We start from the raw sequence: 19,253 nt of genomic DNA on the forward strand, positions 1-19,253 counted from the left end.
CATTATATACGAATGAAAAAACTAACTTTTACAATCGCGCTGCTGGCTGTGCTGGCAGGCGGCTGCAACGACAAACTCAACCTGCAACCCATCGGTTCGGTCTCTCAAGACGGATTTTACACCAGCGCCGAAGACGCAAATGCTGCGGTCGCGGCCTGCTACAATGCGATCCTGGCCTACCATACCGGCGGAAGCACCAGTAATGTGACGGGTATGGATATGTGGGGAGATATTCAAAGCTCCGACGCCGAACCGCACCCGGACGGTGTGGCCTGGAACCAGATCTATCAATATACCTTGCAGCCAAATAACGGAGAATTGTCCAATCAGTGGTTTCAGATCTATGAAGGTATTTACCGCTCCAACCAGGCTATGGAAAAAATACCTGCCATCGAAATGGACGAAGCCTTGAAAGGCCGCTTGATCAAGGAAGCCTATTTCCTCCGCGGCTGGTGGATGCTACGCCTCGCGAAGATGTACGGCGACGCGCCACTGGTGACGACCACATTGGGTATCGACGACCTGCTCGTGCCGAAATCGACGCAGGCAGAATTATTTGCCCAGGTTGAAAAAGACCTACTCGAAGCTGCTACCCTGCCCGACTCTTACGACGATGCGAACCGGGGCCGTGCGACTTCCTACGCTGCCAAAACGGTGCTCGCTGAACTGTACTTGTGGCAGAAAAAATGGGCTCAGGCTAAACCTTTGCTTGAAACGGTGATCAATTCGGGCAAGTTTAAGTTGTTGGATTCCTATTCTGCACTATTCGACGGTTCCGTTGAAAATCACAGTGAATCCATTTTCGAAATACAATACAAAGCAAATACCGGCAAAAACCTGGGCAACTTTTCAACTACTTACAGTGCGCCAAACGGAGAAGGATATGTACCCGGCGGTGGCTGGGGCTGGATCCGGCCGACGCAGGATCTGGTTAATGAATATGAAAAAACACCCAAAGAAGATCCCCGCCTTACCTATTCGATATTCCGCAAAGGCGACAATTTTGAAGGACAGATTTTCAAAGATGTAGTGAACGGAACCGGCTTTGCATTGAAAAAATGGGTAATCTCAGGAAAGACAGGCGCGGAGATCGAACAGAATTACCCGTGGCATACCTCTGCGAATTTCGCATTGTATCGCTACGCCGAGGTATTGCTTATGTACGCCGAGGTTTTGAATGAAACGGGAAGTCCGGCAGCTGCTGTACCTTATATAAACCAGGTCCGCGCACGTCCGTCGGTGAATATGCCGGCGCTGCCTACCAGTCTCAACAAGGCGCAGGTTTTTGAAGCGATCCGTCACGAGAGAAGGGTTGAATTTACTTTCGAGGGGAAAATCGCATTCGATTTGCGTAGATGGGGTATTGCAGGCAGCTTTTTAAGATCGAAAGACCGCTGGCAGAACGATACGAAGATCAACCCGCAGTGGGGTGGTAATTTCTTCAAATACGTAGACGGAAAACACGATGTATTTCCTATCCCGCAATCTGAAATCGATAAATCGGGCGGCACGCTGGTGCAGCACCCGAAATGGTAAACTGTTAAAAATGGTACAATGAGATTATTTCAAAACAAAAACCTGCTGTTACAACTTGCATTCGCTAGCATTTGCGGTAACGCAGTGGCTCAGTCTACCGGAAAAACCATTTCCCTGTTTGACGGAAAAACGCTCACCGGCTGGAAAACCATCGACCCGGCAGAAATGAAGCTCTGGTCGGCAGCGGACAGCTCGCTGAAAAGCGGCGACGGCCAAAACAAGATAGATGCGAACAGGTATCTTTTCACAACCAAAGAATACGGCGACTTCGAGTTCCGCTGCCTCTTCCGACTCACCGGCGACCCTAAAACGGGTATGATCAACAGCGGCATTCAGTATCGGTCGGTGATCGAGGGTGGTAAAATGGTGGGTTACCAGGCGGATATAGGAACCGGTTACTGGGGCGATATTTATGATGAACACCGCCGCGGCAAGCTGGTCGGCGGTGATTTGAAAACGCTCAGTCACGTGCTGAAAGAGAACGATTGGAATACCTATATCATCCGCTGCAAGGGCAACCGGCATGAGCTGTATATCAATGGCGTTAAAACCTGCGAGTACACAGAAACAGACCAGAAGATCCCGCAAAAGGGAGTGATAGCAGTACAAATACACAGCGGCGGTGTGGGCCAGGTCGAGTTCAGAGACCTGGTACTCATCGAGCTCTGACAAAATCTGACCTAGTAACAGCAAATCCATTTACTATGAGGCTTGAAAAATTCGCTGCGATAATCGTGGCAACGATCGCTTTATGCTCGCCTGAGCACATATTGGCGCAGAAAAGAGATAAAACGCAGTCTGTCCGTACCAGAGTCAATACGCCCGAACAGGAAATGGCGGGCTTTAAGTTAGCGCCCGGTTTTGTAATCGAGCTAGTCGCCAGCGAGCGCGACAGCATTGTGAACCCGGTCGATCTGGCATTTGACGACGCGGGCCGGCTCTGGACGCAAACAGCCAGAATGTATCCCCTCGACCCTATTGCCGATATCCAGTGGAATGACCTGCTGCGGCTGATGGACAACCAGGACGAACAGAAAACGCACCCCAATTTCAAGCGCATTCTCGACCTGTATCAGGGAAAAACGAAGGGTACCGACAAGATCATCGTTATTTCCGATCTCTATAAAAAAACACCTGTGAAAGCAACGATCTGGGCCGACGGACTGACGATCCCGATGAGCATTCTGCCTTACAAATCGGGCGTTTACGTGGCGCAGGGTTCTGAAATGTTCTTTTTAGACGATGCAAATGGCGATGGAAAAGCAGATCAGCGCGATCCTTTGCTAACCGGTTTCGGATTCACAGACACGCATACCATGGCGCATACACTCGTTCGCGGGCCGGGCGACTGGATCCATTTCAGTCACGGCGGACTTAACAAAGGCGAGGTAACTTCGCTCAAAAGCGACGCAAAAGCCAAGATTGATTTCAGCAAAATTGCGCGGTTTTCGCTGGATGGAAAAAAGGTCGAGCTGGTGAGCTCCGGGCTGAACAATATCTGGGGTTTTCAGTTGCGGCACAATGGGCAATGGTATGGTTCTGAGGCGAATGACCTCGGCTATTCGGTTGTGCAACTGGAACCAGGCGTTGGTTTTCCGGGTATCGGAAATGACCGTTTACGTACCTACCAGCCCTTTATGCCGCCGCTGCACACTTTCAGAGTGGGCGGAACAGGGATTTCGGGTACTGCTTTTCCCGACGATGCTTCCGGCACTTTTCCGGCTGAATACAAGGACGTAGCCTTTCTGGCAAATCCTATTACCAGCTCAATTAATGCTGTGAAAATGGTTCGGAATGAAGATGGTACTGTGACTTCAAGCCACTTGCCAGATCTGCTTACTTCGGAAGATGACTGGTTCAGGCCCGTTAATATGGAGTTCGGCCCCGACGGTTGTCTGTATATTGCCGACTGGTACAACAAGATCGTGTCGCACAATGAGTTACCTACTACCCACCCCGACCGCGACAAAACGCACGGGCGGATCTGGCGGATCAGGCATGTAAGTCAGCAGCCGCGCGAAGTACCTGATTTTTACAAAATAAAAACCGAAGACCTGACCGGCTACCTGAAATCCCCTTCACTTTGGGAAAAACGCGCAGCCTGGCACCAGATCTCCGACCGGCCGCTGGCAGAAACTTCCAACCTGGCGCCGCAACTGGTCGCTATTGCCGTAGACAAAACGGCCGATCCGGTCGCCCGCATTCATGCACTGTGGTCGCTGGAAGGTATTAAACAGTATGACGCTGCACTTGTGGGCAAATTGTTGCAGGACAACTCTTCGGATATCCGGCGCGAGACCATTCGCTCGCTCAACAGCTTTTCATTGAAAACGCCAGAAATTGCTTCCCTGACGAAAAACCTGATCGAAGACAAAAACCCCGCAGTTCGCTCGCAGGTAATCCGTACACTCACCGACGCAGGTAATGCGGATCAGAATGTCATTGAGATTCTTGTAAAAGCCTCCAAACCGGAACTTCCCGGCAATGCGATGGGGGGCAGTTACGAGCGGCGTTTTGAAAGGTTTTTGGCAAGAAAAGCACTGGAACAATCTCCGGCGGCATTGCAGCAATTCATCAGCTCACCGGCTGCCGCGAATGTACCGGCGGTCAATATGCTTTGGGCTGTGCAGGCTTTGCCGGAAGGACAGCGGGAAACTGCATTTCTTCAATTCTGGCCAAAAGCAAAAATGTCGGTATTCGACGAATCGACTTTCGTAAGTATGGCTAGCATGCTCAAAAATAAGGATATTGATAAGGCTATGAAGCAGTTGGCAACTGATCCGGCGAATGCAAAAACTTATACGACGTTCGCTTTACAGAACCAGTCGCATGTACAATCGCCCGAAATGGCAGTAATATTGGCCGCGCCCGTGAAAAATTTACTGGCAAGTAGCACGCAGGCTGACAAAGACCTGGCACTCGACGCGATCGGTAAATTCAGGATCGCACAATTGAGCAAGGCGGTAGCAGGCATGATCAACGATCAGCTGCCAGACAATACTTTGAGGCTCGCCTTGAAAGCATTGGAAGTAAGCCCGAAGGAAAATCAGCAGGTATTTGCAAAACTGGTTGATGATAAAAAAATGAGTTTCGATGTGCGCGCGGCGGCTTTAAACAGTCTCTCCAAAACCGACCCGGCCGCAGGTAAACAGGCTTCGCTGAAATGGGTTCCAGAATTGAACCGGACCGAAAAAGCAGAGCTCGCCTCTATCCTGTCTGCTTCCAGCCAGGGCGCTGAACTGCTGGTTTCCATGCACGAAAAAAAGCTGCTTGACCTGTCTGCCTTCGATCTTCCAGCGGCCGAACGCATTTTGAATGCAAACAAAAACGACAAACGCAGCGTCGCGATCATGGAAGGTGTGAAAAAGCGCGACGAGGAAAAGAAGAAAGAATTCAAAGGTAAGCTTACCAGATATATGACGGTGGCTGAGAAGAAGGGCGGGAATGCTGAGGCTGGAAAGGTATTGTTTCAAACCTGTCTGGCTTGTCACCAGGTAGGCAGCAAGGGGCAGAGTATTGCGCCCGCGCTCGACGGGTCTGCCAATCGTGAAAATGAAGCATTACTTACTGCCATTCTCGATCCGGATGCTGCTGTGGAGTCTGGTTATGCAGTTTATCGGGTTAATAAAAAAGATGGTACCAGCTTGGAAGGTTACCTCGTGAATCGTGATAACCAGGGAACTACGATTGCGTTCATGGGCGGGGCGAAGGTTTTTGTGGAAGCGGCGGCGATTAAAAGCCAGAGTTTCCTCGGCGGTCGCTCATTTATGGTGAAAGGCTTGATTGACAGCTATTCCGACAAGCAGGTAGCCGATTTGCTTTCTTATATTAAAACATTAAAATAGCGGTAATGGTCAGACATTTTGGGGTTTTTCAATTCAAAAACACGGTTACGGACGAACAAATCGTACATTGTTTTAAAACGATGATGGAAATGGTCCGGCAGATCCCGGGACTGCTGGCCATGGAACACGGGCCTTACGAAAGTCCGGAGGGCATGAACGATGGATTTACGCATGGATTTGTCATGACTTTCGACAGTCCGGCTTCCCGCGACGCCTACCTGCCCCACCCCGTGCACGAGCATGCGAAAGAGGTGGTGGTACCCAATCTGGAACGGGTGGTTGTTTTTGATTTTGAGGTTAAAAATTAATGCGTTGATATGTTTTCAGACGAAAAGTATATTTTGTTACTAGGCTGTTTCGATACGAAAGGCGACGTTTTCACCTTCCTGCGGGAACGCATTCTCGCCCAAAACGAACAGACAATTACGATCAATACCGGCATTTTCGGTACAATCGACGCATTTCACGTTGACTTCGAAGCCGAGGCAGTTGCGATGGAGGGAGGATACAACCTGGCATCACTGCGCTCGGAACACGACCGTGGAAAAGCGATGGATATCATGGGTCGCGGCGCAGCGCAGATCGTGGGCCGGCTGGTGGAGGAAGGAAAAGTGAAGGCGGCGATCGGCATGGGCGGAGGCGGCGGGACTTATATTACCCTCGCAGCCATGCAGCAGATTCCCTTTGGTATACCCAAACTTTGCCTCAGCACCGTAGCTTCCAAGGACCTTTCCCGGCAAATCGGTGACAAGGATATTACTTTAATGCCCTCGGTAGTCGATGTCGCGGGCACAAACCATATTCTCAAAAGGCTCGTTGCGCAGGCGGCGGCGGCGATCTGCGCGATGGCGAATGTGCCCGTAACCGAAGACAGCAAGACCGCCTGCCGCATTGCGATCAGTATGTTTGGGAATACCACCGCCTGCGTGGACAAATGCACCGAACTTCTGACCAAAGAAGGTTACGAAGTGCTCGCATTTCATGCGACAGGCGTAGGCGGGAAAACCATGGAAGCACTGATCCGCGAAGGCAGTTTCGACGCGGTACTTGATATAACGACCACCGAGCTGGCCGACGATCTCTGCGGAGGCATTTGCAGCGCGGGACCTACCCGGCTTACCGCCGCTACTGAAATGGGTTTGCCACAGGTAGTCGTGCCCGGCTGCATGGATATGGTCAATTTCGCCCATCTGGACACCATACCAACCCAATACGAAAACCGGCAATTGTACAGCTGGGCGCCTGACGTGACGCTGATGCGCACTAATGTGGAAGAGAATAAAATACTGGGTCAGCAGCTGGCGAAAAGGGTAAGTGCCTCGCCTGCTCCGGCTTCTATCATTATTCCATTACGCGGAATCTCACAGCTGGACTCGGAAGGCGGGATATTTTACCAGCCTGAGGCAGATGCAGCATTATTCGGTTCCCTAAAAGATCACGCGGCCAGCCACGTGGATTTGATCGAATCTGATATGCATATCAACGATCCTGCATTTGCCGAGACGCTGGTTAATAATCTACTGTTACTTTTGCAGAAACGAAAGCTTACTATTTAAGTATTACTACCATACATTATTATGCCGAACCAATGGACCGGTAAGGGAAATCCTTACACAAAACAAGAAGTCAGAGATCGCCTGAAAAAGACCCTCGATGAGGGAAAAGCGATCATCGCAGCAGGCGCGGGAACGGGAATCAGTGCCAAATTCATTGAAAAAGGTGGCGCGGACCTGATTATTATTTACAATTCCGGCCGATTCAGAATGTCAGGCCACGGCTCTACGGCTGGCTTAATGGCTTACGACGACGCCAACGCGGTTGCGATGGAGATCGGTGAGTTTGAGGTTTTGCCGGTAGTCGAAGAAATTCCGGTCATTTGCGGCGTCCACGGCTCCGATCCACGTCGCAGAATGTGGCACCATTTGTTGAAAGTGAAAGAAATGGGTTTTTCCGGTGTCAATAATTTCCCGACCCACTGTATCGTCGACGGGCATTTTCGGCAGGTTTTGGAAGAAACCGGAATGGGCTTTGCCAAGGAAGTCGAAATGATTAGACAAGCTACGATGATGGATTTATTCTCTATCGTTTACGTGGCAACTCCCCAAGAAGCGCGGCAAATGGCGGAAGTCGGCGCTGATGCGATTGTGGCGCATGTAGGCACTACAGTGGGCGGCTCCGTCGGCGTAACAGGCGCAGCTGTTTCCATGAAATATGCGATCGAACGTACCCAGGAAATTGCTGATGCAGGCAGAGAAGTGAATAAGGATATCTTTTTTCTTGCTCACGGCGGGCCGGTCAATACCCCTGACGATGTACGCGAAATACTTAGTAAAACCGACGTGCATGGTTTTGTCGGGGCTTCATCTCTGGAAAGAATGGGCATTGAACAATCACTGACCAACCTGACACGCGATTTTAAAAGCATTAATCTGAGATAAAAACGCTCGCCGGTTACCGCCAGGATGGCACAACTTTTGTTGTTGCGGAAACATTACCAACCATAAGTCCGTGCAGATATGGTTGTAATCGGCGAACATATTAGAAAGACGCTTTGCCACATTTGAGGTGGGGGGGCGCGAACATTGCTACGAAATTTCCCATCGACCAAATGTTAACCTAGCTTCTGTCTTGCACTTGCCTTTATGTATTCGTAAAAAGTAGGCTTTCTAATATCTCGCATATTTCTTGACCGTTGTCTTTTTAGCTTCATAGAGCGGAACAACCAACTGCTGCTTATTTGAATTCAGAATTTTCGGGCGCCCTCCCTATCTCCCCCGGGAACGGGCAGCTGGTAATCCTATCACTGTTCGCTCCCGGATCAAGTTACGTTCGGGTAGTCGACTCCAATAACAGCAGCTGCCTCGTGATTATCACTGTTTGTAAGCTGCTCTTGGGCCTGATTGAATAGATGTTGCTAGTCTGTCCAGCACCATGTGAGTGGTCAAATGAGCCAATTACATCAAAATTTAATCTCGCTGCTCTTGCGGGTTGTGGTGCTCATGCCCTTCATGATGTTGTGCAGGTTCATGCTGCTGGGTTTGTATGTGGTGGTGGGGTACAAAGTCTTGGTCTGCAACCTAAATGTAGGCAACCGCAAACAATATTCGACCAAGTAACTTTTTAGCCATAGGGGAAAAAGATATGAATCATTTTCGATAGAATCTGACTGGCTATCAACTCTAAGTAGCTTTGTTACTCAGCCAAACTAAAAAGGCAACACGTAGGGAGAGCATTTCATGTTACAATTAAAGGTAGGATCAACCAGCCTAAAATGAACTAAAAGACCCGCATATAACCCTTGAAAGGACAAGAAATGAGAAATGGCAGGCTAACGTCATTTTACAGAAATACCTCGGTATTATTGAACCCCAAAAAGCTGCACAATTAAATATATTAGTTGGACACCCTTATTCATCTTGCTCTTCCTGGCTGCGACCAATCAGATACAAAGCTTCTGCAAGCCTAATTGAATGTACAAAAACCGGAAGTACGTCTATCCAAACACCCCATTCATGGGCTGGATGTTTGTTTAATGCGAAATCATTGATTTCGATTAAAGACTTCTTCCACTCGTTCAGGGATTTGTATTCAAAAAAGGACGTAACGACTTTGTGAGGACTCAGTATTTCTTCCTTTGTTAGCAAGGAGTGAGACATTTCTTGAGTTACAGGAAATTGCTGATCTCCTGATTTGGACTTTGTGTCTATATGGCTCAGGTCTTCTCCATTCATAAGATAGGCCGCATTGATGATAGACTCAAGCCTTTCAAGATGGTGCGCAACACTATTTGGGCTTCCTTTTTGACAAAAATAATCCTCTGATGTTACTTCCAATATTTCATATAAATTAGTTTTGAAGCTCATTAGTGAAGAGTAGTCAAAGAAACTACGTATAACCTGGAAGGGGTCATTTATTCTTTCCCTGTACCAAACGGAGTGATCCTTTAGCTTTTTATGTTTCTTTTTAAGCTTACTCATGCCAGTTTGTCCGGTGAACGGAGAATCGTCGGGAGCGTTCACGGAGGAGTTTTTGTCTGATAACGGACTTTCGATATTCTCATGTGAGGCCTTGTTTTCGGAACTTACGACTATTGTTTGTTGTGCATCAGAATGTTGCAATAAGAAGACCGGCTCGATAAAAGGCATCAGGTTTTCAAAAAAATAAAGCTGTTCTCCGGCAGATGCGTTTGCATCCGGATTTTTAGCTGAAACGGAATTGCTTAACATCTGCCAAAGAAAAAATCTGCAATCTGCAATGCTGTGCAAGCTGCAAAATTGACGAATGAACTCGGACGGATCGCTAATTTACGGCATGAGCTCATCATCTGATATGACCAAAAACATACACCAAGGCAGAAATGTGAAGCGTTTCCCGGAAATGCTGGGGATTAAACAGGAGGGGCTTGCGTATGAGTTAGGTGAAGATTGGACACAAAAACGGGTATCGCTTTTGGAACAGAAAGAAACCATAGAACAGGATATTCTGGATCAAGTCGCTAGAATATTACATGTTCCAGCCGATGCTATTAAAAACTTTGACGAGCAACAGGCTATAAATATCATTTCTAATACATTCCACGATACCAATGGTCTGGTGAATTACAATCCATCATTTAACATAAATCCGATTGATAAATGGGTTGAGGCACTTGAAGAAAATAAAAAACTCTATGAGCGGCTTCTAAAAGCAGAGCAGGACAAGAATGAACTACTGACCAAGATAGTAGAAGGGAGATTAAATCAGAAATAAGTTTATAATGGTATTTTTTACAGATTTCATCATTCATGGCAGAAGAAACAACAATTTCCCTAATCCCATCTGACTCTGAATTAAGTACCCAGCAGGAAGCGGATATTCTGAATGTGTCCAGACCACATATAATAAAGCTACTTGAAACAGGAGTAATCCCATTTAAAAAGGCGGCACCCATAGACGAATTTCGTTAGACCCATTACTGGCATATGATACGGAGCAAAAGCAAGTAAGAAAAACCAGCCTGTTTTTTTGGCTCAGCAGGCTCAGCACTTAAATCTGGGTTACGAATGATTTCTTCATCCCTGTTTGTTGCTATTCTCGATGCTTGTGTTTGGTATCCGGCGCCAATCAGAGATTTGTTACTAAATTTAGCAGATGTTGGTTTGTTTATTCCGAAATGGTCAGATCAAATCCATGATAAATGGACCAGAAACCTTCTGATAAATTGCAAAGTTGGACTTAACAATACAGCTCACAATTTGATGGAATTGCTAAGAAAAAAGGGCTAATAACTACAGTTGTCACTTACGTTTCGTCTCATTCAGCAATACCTATATCTTAGTTCTGAAAGATTAATCCTGCCAAAAGTTAACTTTTTCTACCAAACATAAACTTTCATCAACTTTTGCTGCCGAATTCATCGATTTATGTCAATAAGAGGAATTATTTGGCTACAAAAGTTAAAATCAATTCTTTTTCAGTTTTTTGACGAGATTCTGAGCATTTTTGATTTCCTGCTGTTTCTGTTTCAAAAGCGCTTCCGCATCCTTTAATACCAATTCGTGAGCTTCTCGTTTTTCTGTCTCCTGCTCCGCAAGCTCCGGATTCTGGTAATATATGCTATCCGCCCAGGTGGCAATTTCCGGATTTACTTGCCGGATCATCCGGTATTTAACATCCATTGCATGTAGCCGATTGTTTTCATTGTTGTTGGTGACGGCAATGCCGACACTTATTGTCGAGACAATCAACAGTACGGCGGCTGAAATAATAAAACCCCTGGATTTTAGGTCAAAATGATGGTGGTGCTTGACCTGGGATTGCTGCGAAATGGTCTCAATACTCTTTTGTAAGCCATTGATTTGAGCGGTTAACAACTGCCCGGATGGCTGTTTCTTTAACTGGGTATTGATTTCAGCCAGCATAATGCTGATCCTATCATCTGGCGTGACTTTTTGGTTTTTGTTATGTTCATCGGCAGCAGAGATTTTCCTGACTAGCTGCGTGAGCACTTCCTCTATTGCGTCAAGTTGTTCTTCTATCTTTTTCATAATGATTGTCCTTTAAACATTTTTCTTCTTTTTCGTTGTCTGAGCTCATACGGGTCCGTTTGTGAATGCGACTCGACCGGACTCATTAGGTCTTTTAGTAAATTATCTTCGGAATGCACTCGTCTGATTGATCCTTGAAAAGTATGCAGTTGACTTTGTATGCCTGGCTTTCCTGAGACCGGCGAAGCAGCCAGTCCTACAATCAACCGTTTCTGATTCTGCTGGATTTTCTCAGCCAGTCTGCTGTAGCTCAGGCTTCGGTCGATTTTAGATCCTTTCATCTTTACATCACCTTTACTAAAGCTAATTCCCTGGATCTGCTGAGTTCCGGATTTGTATTTCAGCACCAGACCCATTCCTTGCTTTTTCAGAGCCGCTTCCAGCTCGTTCCAGTTTTGCGCCGTTTGACTAGCAGCCGCGATGGCGTCATAAAGTTCATACTTGATCTTATCCGCACCGGTTAACTGCAAACGATTGACCTGGCTTTTATCTTTGCCCAGGTAGTAGCCGTATTTCAAAGTCATTTCTTTACAGATCTTTTGATTTCTTTCTCTTTGAAACCGGTCAGAGATTGTTTTGCCTTCGTTGTTGACGCGGTTATAAATCAGATGTACATGCGGGTGACTTTTATCCTTGTGTTCAACGAGAAGATACTGAGTCGAATTGATCTTCATCTTTTGCATGTATTCCTTTGCCCGCTGCATCATTATTTCAGTCGTTAATTTGTCGATGTCATTTTTACTCCAGCTCAGGGCCACATGGCCAACTGCCCGGCGAAGGTCCGGGTTCAGTTTCCGCTGCATATTAAAATCATCGATTGCATTCTGAACGTTTTCCATTCTGATTCCCTCTGCATGGATAAACCTGGCTTCCGGTTTTTGAATGACATACCGCACGACCCCGGCAAAACTGCTGCCGACTGTTACCTTACCGATCATCTTCTTGTAGTTTTTTAAGTACATCGTCAATATCAGAAAGCAACTCCCGGCATTTTTTCTGAACAGATAATAGCCCGTCCTTATGCGCCAGATGCGCCAGTTGATTCAGGTTATTCGCCATACCGGCCAGCATTCTTAAAAGTCCTGCATCCTCGGGTTTTAGCCTGGCGATAACCCTGGCTCTTTTAGCGGCCTGCCGAAACCATGCGCTGGGTTTCATACCTGCTTCTCTGGCTTTCATTTCGATCAGAAACCGTTCAGTTTCTGTCAGCCTGACCATCAGCTGACTTTCACGCTTGACCTTCTTGGTCGGTCTTCCACCTTTTGGATTATAAGATTTCTGGTCTTTTTTTTCTGTTTCTTCCATCACACATACCATTATCTGTTTCAAACCTTTTTTGACCAGCGGGAGAAAAAGGCAAGTTGAAGTCACGCGGGAGCGGGACGGGTTTTTGCGAAGCGAAAACACAAACTTGCTCCCTAAAGACATTTATAAGCCGTACCCCCTGGACCTTCTCAGATCCCTGCGTTGGTTTTGCTCTTGCTGCCTTGACTGCCCGTATAATAAATACTCATTGAGATCTTTAAACTTCTGATACGTACCAGATGCATCAATGGTGTTCAGACCAGCTGCTTCGTATTTTTCCAAAGCCTTTCTGCCTGCATTATCATTGTCCAAATAGAGAAACACATTTTTGTAATCTTTCAAAATGTCCATGCTGCGATCCACGAAACTGATAGAGTTCAGGATCAGAAAATCACTGCGGACCAGGCTTTCTTTTCTCAGCGTCAGAAGGGAAAGAAAATCCATGAACCCTTCCAATACACACACCGACCGGTTACCATTTTCGATGTGGCTGATATCCTTGGGAGAAGATGAGCCCTTGAAGTATTGACTTCTTAGTTCATATCCGCCGGAGTTGTTTTTAAAGCCTGCTGCGAAGTAGCTTCTACCCTCGACCTGATAGTATACTTCCTTGCAGTAAGGCTTGCAAATCCCTAGATCAATTCCTCTGTTTTGAAGATATGCGGCAATCGCTTTATTACCTCCAAGCGATCTAACTTCACTGATTACAATACCCGCAGAAATGGATTTTTCCGGCTGAACGTCTGGGTATATATGTCGCATCAAAGAATGTTGCTGCTCAAACATAAAAACGTCGCTGACTTTTGCAATCAGACCTGTTGAATCCAGATGTGGATTCAACCTCTGAGCCAGATCAAAGAGTTTTCCGCCCTGCTGCAATCCGTAATCATACCAACGGTTAATCTTTGTGTTTACTCTAAAAGAGGGCGTCTGTTCAGGTTCTCTAACCGGAGAAATATACCAATAATCCCCACCCTTTTGATAGCTGGCAACGATGCCAATTTTGTCCAGAAAATCCGAAATCGGAATCTGATTTAGCTGCTTGATATTCATGATTTTATCTTTTTGAAGAGCAAAGATTTTTTAGGCAGGCTAGTGGTAGCCCTATTAATGATGAGCTGATGAGAAATACAGATAAATATCTGATAGGCAATACAGTTCCGGGCTCATCATAACCTCATCATCGATAATCACAATGATGAGTTTTATCATCATACTCATCATACCTCATCATAGAATCAAATACTTTGATGAGCACATTATTAGCTGATGACTAAACACTTAAGCCCCATTTAGGTATTCTCATCAAACTTTTGGCTCACCCAATTCATCGAAATGCTGTAATACCTCCCGGTAGAATGTACACTAACTAAATCATTGGCGCTGTTGTACAAATAAGTTTGGTAGTTCAAACTATTAGCTGCCGGCCGAAGCCCCCAGTCGTTTTGAAGCACATTGGATACCTGTTGCCTAGTCAATCTGGGCATATTGCGCTTCAAGAGTTCCAGCATATCTTTATTGGTAAATTCCAGCTTGTCAGTCCCCGTATTCTCAAAGATTTCACGGAGTATGAAAAGCATTTCTGTTTCCAAGCGGTTGCGGTTGTTACGAATCACCCGCAAAAGTGCTTCCGTTCGTATTTGTCTTTCTAAAAACCACATTCTTGTCAACGGCACAGGAACTGACAAATTCCGGGAAAGCAGATAATAGAGAAAAGAAGGAATTTCCCTGGCCATCATATCTAAAAGGTGGATATTTTCCGAAGGCAATACCGGAACCTTACGGATCCAGTAGCGTGTTTCTGCAGGATCAATGACAATGAAATTTTCCTCGTTGTTCGAGCATAACACAAACTTTCCAAAGAACTCGGTTTCCTTCCGGTCTTTTCCCTTCGCTTCTATTTTGGAGTTTCTGGCCGTACTCAGGTTTTTGATCTTTTCAGAGTCTTCTCTTCTGTCCAGCAGCACTTCGTCCACTGCAATGATGAGCGTATTCATCCAGTCCGAATTAAACTGTGAGCGAAAGTCACTGTTGCCATTAAAGGTCATGTTCTTTCCGAAAATCAATTTGAGCAAATTCAGAAAGGTAGTCTTTCCGGTTTTCCGCTCTTTGGATACCAGGCATAACACGGGTAGCTTCTGTGTTGGCCTTTGGTACAGTAGACTTAAATAATCCAGACCGATCTCATACTGTTCAACGAATATATGTTTGATAAATCCCAGGGTAGCCACCGGCTCCCCTGGCTCAGGCCTAGCTTCCAGCCGATGGTACAGATTGTAAAAGTTACCAACGATCTCTTTGTAATCCAGATGATCCGGAACACAACAGAAACCATCAAACTTTTTAATCTTCTTGATCTGGCTGGGCAAAAGATCTTGTCTCAGCATTTCGGCTGACCATGGAATCCACATTTCTGTGAATTCTTTGTTGACAGTCGGCTGCATACACTTTTTGTAGTAGCCGGTCTGCACTCGTATGTAACTGCCTGGCAGGTTCAACGGGTAGTTATTAGCTGACATGATATACAAACTAGTGTCTAGCGTAATTTCCCTTTACCAATTCTGGTAATTGCCGGGAATTCCTGTTTTAACTCTGCCAAGGTTTTCTTCTTGCCTGAGCGGATCCAGTCTTCCAATTCAGACTTGTAGAAATAAAGCCGCTTCCCTTTTTTGCTGACAGGAATTTCCTTGTGACAAACCTTACCATATAAGGTCTGTACCGATAGATTAAGAAATTCAGCAGCTTCTGTAATTGTCATCAGCTCAACGGCCGGTGGCACTGCCTGCCGTGATTCCAAAATAAGATCCTGAAGGACGTCAAGCTTCTGATGAAGCTCGGAAACTGCGCGTGGCAGCTGATCAAATGAGTACTGTTCCATAACAATGCGTCTTTGTGTTTGATACCGCAATGTTATGTGGTTACTTTGGTGGGTTACAAGTAGGTAGGGGTTTTACCCGACTTTTTGCCTACTAATATTTTTCAATTGTTTCTGTACACTGATGCTTCATGGACAATGAAATGAATCGTAAAACTGAGAACTCGATTTTGAGGCTAAATCATTTTATTAAAAAGTATAAGTTTGATCGTATCATAAGAATCGATTCTGATAGAATTGTGTTAGACGTTAACGATCGCTCTATTGGCGGCTCGATCTTCTTTTTTGCGTTTATGTTAATTATGCCATTCGGTTTGTTGATTTATTTCTTGCTTCTCAAGAACAATTTGACGGAATCAGTAGCGGTTCTTTTGTGGTTAGTCTATGGCGCATGCCACGCATACTATTTGACTCGGGGAGACAATATATTGATAGTTAATCTCGTTCAGAGACATTTTGAAGTTGAAAATATCAATCCGGTTTTCAAGTGGCTATTTCATAAGCGGATTTTGGGGTTTTCGCGAATTGAAAAAACCACCCTTTTGCAGAAGAGCGCAGTAATAAGAATTAAATGGCTAGAAATCAGCGTTCATGATAAAAACAATAAAAAACATGTCTTATCAAGTTTTAAGGATACATTTCCCTCTAGGTCTATCGCAAACGTGGTTAAAGAAATGTTAGACGTTATTTTGAAGGAACATGGAGACAAAACACATTTAACAGGATCGGAGCTCTATGAAAAGCAAAAATCGCTTGTTGAAGTCGGACGCGATGAAGATTGGAATATTTACTACTTGGACGCTGAGGGAGGTAAGTGGGTCAAAAGTTATCCTAATTCGAGCCATCATGGTGGTGGCTCTCCTTTGTTGACTAGGGTAGATCAATTTCCAGATAAACAATGAAACAATCTGACAGTACATCGTGAATATGTGTACGTCTTCAATTAAATATCACTGCATTATATGTCAAAGACGGACTATGTGAAAATTCTTTTCGAATTTCATAGCGACGTGCTAGATGCTTGGACAGTGGAAACGGTCTGGGCAGAAATCACCAATGAAGACAAAGGACTTTACAAAATTGACAATATTCCATTTTATGCTCCGACCAGCACGGGAAACATCGTATACGCAGAATACGATGAAGGCAAAGAAAGGTTGATATACCGGGATACAATTGAGTATTCGGGAAATTCCACTATCCAGGTCGTGATACTTATGAAAAATGTAGTTACTAATGAAATCAGGGAAATTTTCAACGCGTTGAATTGCGAGTCAGAAAAGTTTAAAGAGGGTTACTTTGTAATCAATGTTCCGGCAAATGAGTCATATCTGCCTGTTAGAGAAAAGCTTTTGAAACTACAAGGTGAAGGTATTATTGACTATGCGGAGCCTTGCCTGGGGAATAGCCACTGGTATTGAACTGTCAACAACATTACATTAAGACAACTAATTTAACCTCCTCGTCTAATTTGACCAGACAATAACTGATGGACCAGTACCAAGAAAATCTTAGGATTGGACTGACAAAGTTGTCCGACAAGGGAAAACTATTATTTGCAGCACTGACTTGCGACCACCTGTATCCTAACTACCTCCACTTTCACAATTTGGCAACGTGGGGCGACCCGGAAGTACTTCGAGATGCAATTGATAACATTTTTTTGCACTTAATTAATGCTAATCTGTGCGATACCCAAGAGTTTAAGAGATTTTGGGCAGCAGTAGATATTGTCACTCCGGATGCGGAGGATTTCCCTGAATTAACAGCTTCATTTGCTTTAAACGCATGTACAGCAATTCTGGGGACGATAGATTTTATAATTGAACCTAAACTCGAATCCATCATTGAAGTCGCAACTTATGCCAGAGACACCGTAGACATGTATATTTTGGTAAGAGATGATTTTGACAGCAATGATTCAAACGTTGAAGTCCGAGTAGAAAAGGATCCTCTAATGATAAGAGAGAAGCATAGGCAATTTAATTTGATAAAAAAGCTTTCAATACTAGACCTATCCAAAATTACGGATTCGCTTATCACCAGTCTTCGAAGTGATTCGGACATCATTGATGGATATTCTGGAGCGTGTTAAATGTCGACACCAGTCGATTTGACTTTAAATACCAGGCACTTGCCTTTATAATTTACAAGCTTCAAAACGGTGGTAAAAAAAATTCCTCTAAATAATTACTGTTTAAAAATTAAGGTTGTTTTTAACTTTCGATTTATTCATATTTTAACGAGGCGACGATAATTCTAAAAAATTTGAGTAGTGAAAATGAATAAGCATCCTGACATTGAAACGAATGCGTATTAATGAATTTGATCACAATCCCTTTTGTAAGTTATATGTATAAATAAAATCCCACAGAAATATGAAAAACGTCATCCTTTTGTTGCCACTCATTCTCATAATATACTTATTTAAGAATGGTTTCTTTTACCGTGGATTAAAGTTCGACGCTCATTTTTTTTATGTTAGTGAACAGCATCGAATCCCTCTGTCTTCAATACATTCGGTTAAACTTACGAACATGTCCGACGTTTACAATAATCGTTTCTGGACAGTTAGGTATTTTTCGGACAAAGAACAATCTGTTAAAGTTTTGCCTTCTTTAATTGATGATAATTTTGCAAGATGCCTTCGGGCAGTAAAGGTTGCAAATCCATCTGTTGACACGGATATTTTTGAATTCAAGTTGTATTATGGTTGGCTTCCTAGGACAACATGGCGTCACAAAACAAAATCCTAATCTAGAAAACTATGGATTCTTACCTCTCTTAATCCAGGCAATAGGAATCAATTGTGAGCCATCTTTCGAAATCTTGAAAATAGGTGACTTGCAAACCTTGACATCGGACGAAATAATACTGTTAAGGTAGCCTATTGTGAATGGCTTAACAAGAGAATTTGATACGTACTGGAAATTATCTACAATCCAACCTTCAAGCTCAGCTTTGCTATAAGAAACAATGAGATTTGCTTCAATGAGCTGTTTGAAGGCATCTGCGAGTTGATTTACATTACTATTAAACAGGAGTTTGTTTTTAGGCAGGACGTTATCATTAAGAAGCGAATACAATGTCTTCTGTTGCTCATTTAGGAAGTATTTCTCTAGAATCTTGAAAAGCTGGTCGGCAATCCCATCAGCAAAAACAGGACGCCTTTTAATTTTGACAGGGACCTGTTCACTGGACACCTCTGGATTTTCTTCGGCTTTATTACTTGGCGAATCTAATTGCAGAATTTCACTAACAAAGACGGCAAGGCTCTCCTCTCTCTCCCGGACAGAATCGCAAAGATCTTCCACAAACTCCCAAGAAACAATTATGTCCGTTTTACCCGGTTCCAGAATATTAGCGTAGAAGATTTTGCCAAATCTGATAGCTAGCAAGAAATTATCAGCGATCGTTTCCGAACCCATTGGATAGTGCAGGTGATAATTTTCCCAGAATTGATTAAACCTTTCCAGAATTTTGTCGACCTGTTTTAGAAATTCAGAGCGTCTTTCACTGTCTGATGAGATCAGGTCAACCACTGCGAGATCTTTCAGTATCCTGAGATGGCTGGAAAACTGGAAAGAAAAATATGGATTTTGATGGCGAATGTCATATCCCCTTCCATACACGGGTCCCTTTTTAGAAAATATCAGTTTATCTCTT

General features: G+C 44.7%; 19 protein-coding genes. 11 read left to right on the plus strand and 8 right to left on the minus strand.

Features of this window, described 5'->3' with window-relative positions; genetic code table 11:
- Positions 1–12: 12 nt before the first annotated feature.
- Genes AC1XUD_RS13345 through AC1XUD_RS13370 form a run of 6 tightly spaced genes read left to right on the plus strand, consistent with a single transcriptional unit; the run spans position 13 to position 7,819 of the window.
- Positions 13–1,536 carry a RagB/SusD family nutrient uptake outer membrane protein gene (locus AC1XUD_RS13345; protein WP_483361505.1) on the plus strand — a complete coding sequence of 508 codons (1,524 nt, stop codon included), beginning with the start codon at positions 13–15 and terminating at the stop codon, positions 1,534–1,536.
- An 18-nt stretch (positions 1,537–1,554) separates the two neighbouring features.
- Positions 1,555–2,205: a 3-keto-disaccharide hydrolase gene (locus AC1XUD_RS13350; protein WP_483361506.1), complete on the plus strand. Its 651-nt coding sequence runs from the start codon at positions 1,555–1,557 to the stop codon at positions 2,203–2,205.
- A 35-nt stretch (positions 2,206–2,240) separates the two neighbouring features.
- A complete protein-coding gene (locus tag AC1XUD_RS13355; RefSeq protein ID WP_483361507.1) occupies positions 2,241–5,381 on the plus strand; it encodes a DUF7133 domain-containing protein in 3,141 nt (1,046 codons plus the stop codon).
- A 5-nt stretch (positions 5,382–5,386) separates the two neighbouring features.
- Positions 5,387–5,689, plus strand: coding sequence for a Dabb family protein (locus AC1XUD_RS13360; RefSeq protein WP_483361508.1), 303 nt, complete (start codon positions 5,387–5,389; stop codon positions 5,687–5,689).
- A 9-nt stretch (positions 5,690–5,698) separates the two neighbouring features.
- Positions 5,699–6,937, plus strand: a complete 1,239-nt coding sequence (locus tag AC1XUD_RS13365; protein WP_483361509.1) for a Tm-1-like ATP-binding domain-containing protein — start codon at positions 5,699–5,701, stop codon at positions 6,935–6,937.
- Between the two features lie 21 nt (positions 6,938–6,958).
- Positions 6,959–7,819, plus strand: coding sequence for a phosphoenolpyruvate hydrolase family protein (locus AC1XUD_RS13370; protein ID WP_483361510.1), 861 nt, complete (start codon positions 6,959–6,961; stop codon positions 7,817–7,819).
- 969 nt (positions 7,820–8,788) lie between these two features.
- On the opposite strand, the gene AC1XUD_RS13375 is transcribed toward AC1XUD_RS13370, so the two are convergent.
- Positions 8,789–9,607: a hypothetical protein gene (locus AC1XUD_RS13375; RefSeq protein WP_483361511.1), complete on the minus strand. Its 819-nt coding sequence runs from the start codon at positions 9,605–9,607 to the stop codon at positions 8,789–8,791.
- An 85-nt stretch (positions 9,608–9,692) separates the two neighbouring features.
- Here AC1XUD_RS13375 and AC1XUD_RS13380 point away from each other — a divergent pair, with 85 nt between their 5' ends.
- A complete protein-coding gene (locus AC1XUD_RS13380; RefSeq protein ID WP_483361512.1) occupies positions 9,693–10,130 on the plus strand; it encodes an XRE family transcriptional regulator in 438 nt (145 codons plus the stop codon).
- Between the two features lie 35 nt (positions 10,131–10,165).
- Entirely contained in the window at positions 10,166–10,327 is a 162-nt protein-coding gene (locus AC1XUD_RS13385) for a MerR family transcriptional regulator (RefSeq protein ID WP_483361513.1), read from the plus strand.
- 495 nt (positions 10,328–10,822) lie between these two features.
- Here the strand turns inward: AC1XUD_RS13385 and AC1XUD_RS13390 are convergent, their stop codons facing one another.
- The 6 genes from AC1XUD_RS13390 to AC1XUD_RS13415 form a co-directional block, all read right to left on the minus strand.
- Positions 10,823–11,407 (minus strand): hypothetical protein, encoded by a 585-nt coding sequence (locus tag AC1XUD_RS13390; RefSeq protein ID WP_483361514.1) that lies wholly within the window; start codon positions 11,405–11,407, stop codon positions 10,823–10,825.
- Positions 11,404–12,345, minus strand: coding sequence for a relaxase/mobilization nuclease domain-containing protein (locus AC1XUD_RS13395; protein WP_483361515.1), 942 nt, complete (start codon positions 12,343–12,345; stop codon positions 11,404–11,406). Before AC1XUD_RS13395 ends, AC1XUD_RS13390 begins: the two co-directional genes overlap by 4 nt.
- Positions 12,335–12,712: a MobC family plasmid mobilization relaxosome protein gene (locus tag AC1XUD_RS13400; RefSeq protein WP_483361516.1), complete on the minus strand. Its 378-nt coding sequence runs from the start codon at positions 12,710–12,712 to the stop codon at positions 12,335–12,337. Before AC1XUD_RS13400 ends, AC1XUD_RS13395 begins: the two co-directional genes overlap by 11 nt.
- Positions 12,713–12,835: 123 nt before the next feature.
- On the minus strand, positions 12,836–13,765 hold the full coding sequence (locus AC1XUD_RS13405; protein ID WP_483361517.1) for a toprim domain-containing protein: 930 nt from the start codon (positions 13,763–13,765) through the stop codon (positions 12,836–12,838).
- A gap of 239 nt (positions 13,766–14,004) precedes the next feature.
- Positions 14,005–15,231 (minus strand): primase-helicase family protein, encoded by a 1,227-nt coding sequence (locus tag AC1XUD_RS13410; RefSeq protein ID WP_483361518.1) that lies wholly within the window; start codon positions 15,229–15,231, stop codon positions 14,005–14,007.
- 17 nt (positions 15,232–15,248) lie between these two features.
- Entirely contained in the window at positions 15,249–15,590 is a 342-nt protein-coding gene (locus tag AC1XUD_RS13415; RefSeq protein WP_483361519.1) for a helix-turn-helix domain-containing protein, read from the minus strand.
- Positions 15,591–15,718: 128 nt separating this feature from the next.
- Between AC1XUD_RS13415 and AC1XUD_RS13420 the strand changes: the two genes are divergently transcribed.
- From AC1XUD_RS13420 to AC1XUD_RS13430, 3 genes are all read left to right on the plus strand, one after another.
- Entirely contained in the window at positions 15,719–16,489 is a 771-nt protein-coding gene (locus AC1XUD_RS13420) for a hypothetical protein (protein WP_483361520.1), read from the plus strand.
- 60 nt (positions 16,490–16,549) lie between these two features.
- Positions 16,550–17,008, plus strand: coding sequence for a DUF4265 domain-containing protein (locus AC1XUD_RS13425; RefSeq protein WP_483361521.1), 459 nt, complete (start codon positions 16,550–16,552; stop codon positions 17,006–17,008).
- Between the two features lie 68 nt (positions 17,009–17,076).
- Complete coding sequence (locus tag AC1XUD_RS13430) at positions 17,077–17,682, plus strand: DUF416 family protein (RefSeq protein ID WP_483361522.1); 606 nt, start codon at positions 17,077–17,079, stop codon at positions 17,680–17,682.
- Between the two features lie 670 nt (positions 17,683–18,352).
- Here AC1XUD_RS13430 and AC1XUD_RS13435 read toward each other — a convergent pair.
- A partial coding sequence (locus AC1XUD_RS13435; protein WP_483361523.1) for a hypothetical protein occupies positions 18,353–19,253 on the minus strand: 901 nt, incomplete at its 5' end.

The sequence above is a fragment of the Dyadobacter sp. HNCC25DJ184 genome (assembly GCF_056895215.1).

Coding starts and splice junctions, on each gene's coding strand:
- AC1XUD_RS13345 (WP_483361505.1), top strand. CDS start 13: ATGAAAAAACTAACTTTTACAATCGCGCTGCTGGCTGTGCTGGCAGGC.
- AC1XUD_RS13350 (WP_483361506.1), top strand. CDS start 1,555: ATGAGATTATTTCAAAACAAAAACCTGCTGTTACAACTTGCATTCGCT.
- AC1XUD_RS13355 (WP_483361507.1), top strand. CDS start 2,241: ATGAGGCTTGAAAAATTCGCTGCGATAATCGTGGCAACGATCGCTTTA.
- AC1XUD_RS13360 (WP_483361508.1), top strand. CDS start 5,387: ATGGTCAGACATTTTGGGGTTTTTCAATTCAAAAACACGGTTACGGAC.
- AC1XUD_RS13365 (WP_483361509.1), top strand. CDS start 5,699: ATGTTTTCAGACGAAAAGTATATTTTGTTACTAGGCTGTTTCGATACG.
- AC1XUD_RS13370 (WP_483361510.1), top strand. CDS start 6,959: ATGCCGAACCAATGGACCGGTAAGGGAAATCCTTACACAAAACAAGAA.
- AC1XUD_RS13375 (WP_483361511.1), bottom strand. CDS start 9,607: ATGTTAAGCAATTCCGTTTCAGCTAAAAATCCGGATGCAAACGCATCT.
- AC1XUD_RS13380 (WP_483361512.1), top strand. CDS start 9,693: ATGAGCTCATCATCTGATATGACCAAAAACATACACCAAGGCAGAAAT.
- AC1XUD_RS13385 (WP_483361513.1), top strand. CDS start 10,166: ATGGCAGAAGAAACAACAATTTCCCTAATCCCATCTGACTCTGAATTA.
- AC1XUD_RS13390 (WP_483361514.1), bottom strand. CDS start 11,407: ATGAAAAAGATAGAAGAACAACTTGACGCAATAGAGGAAGTGCTCACG.
- AC1XUD_RS13395 (WP_483361515.1), bottom strand. CDS start 12,345: ATGATCGGTAAGGTAACAGTCGGCAGCAGTTTTGCCGGGGTCGTGCGG.
- AC1XUD_RS13400 (WP_483361516.1), bottom strand. CDS start 12,712: ATGGAAGAAACAGAAAAAAAAGACCAGAAATCTTATAATCCAAAAGGT.
- AC1XUD_RS13405 (WP_483361517.1), bottom strand. CDS start 13,765: ATGAATATCAAGCAGCTAAATCAGATTCCGATTTCGGATTTTCTGGAC.
- AC1XUD_RS13410 (WP_483361518.1), bottom strand. CDS start 15,231: ATGTCAGCTAATAACTACCCGTTGAACCTGCCAGGCAGTTACATACGA.
- AC1XUD_RS13415 (WP_483361519.1), bottom strand. CDS start 15,590: ATGGAACAGTACTCATTTGATCAGCTGCCACGCGCAGTTTCCGAGCTT.
- AC1XUD_RS13420 (WP_483361520.1), top strand. CDS start 15,719: ATGGACAATGAAATGAATCGTAAAACTGAGAACTCGATTTTGAGGCTA.
- AC1XUD_RS13425 (WP_483361521.1), top strand. CDS start 16,550: ATGTCAAAGACGGACTATGTGAAAATTCTTTTCGAATTTCATAGCGAC.
- AC1XUD_RS13430 (WP_483361522.1), top strand. CDS start 17,077: ATGGACCAGTACCAAGAAAATCTTAGGATTGGACTGACAAAGTTGTCC.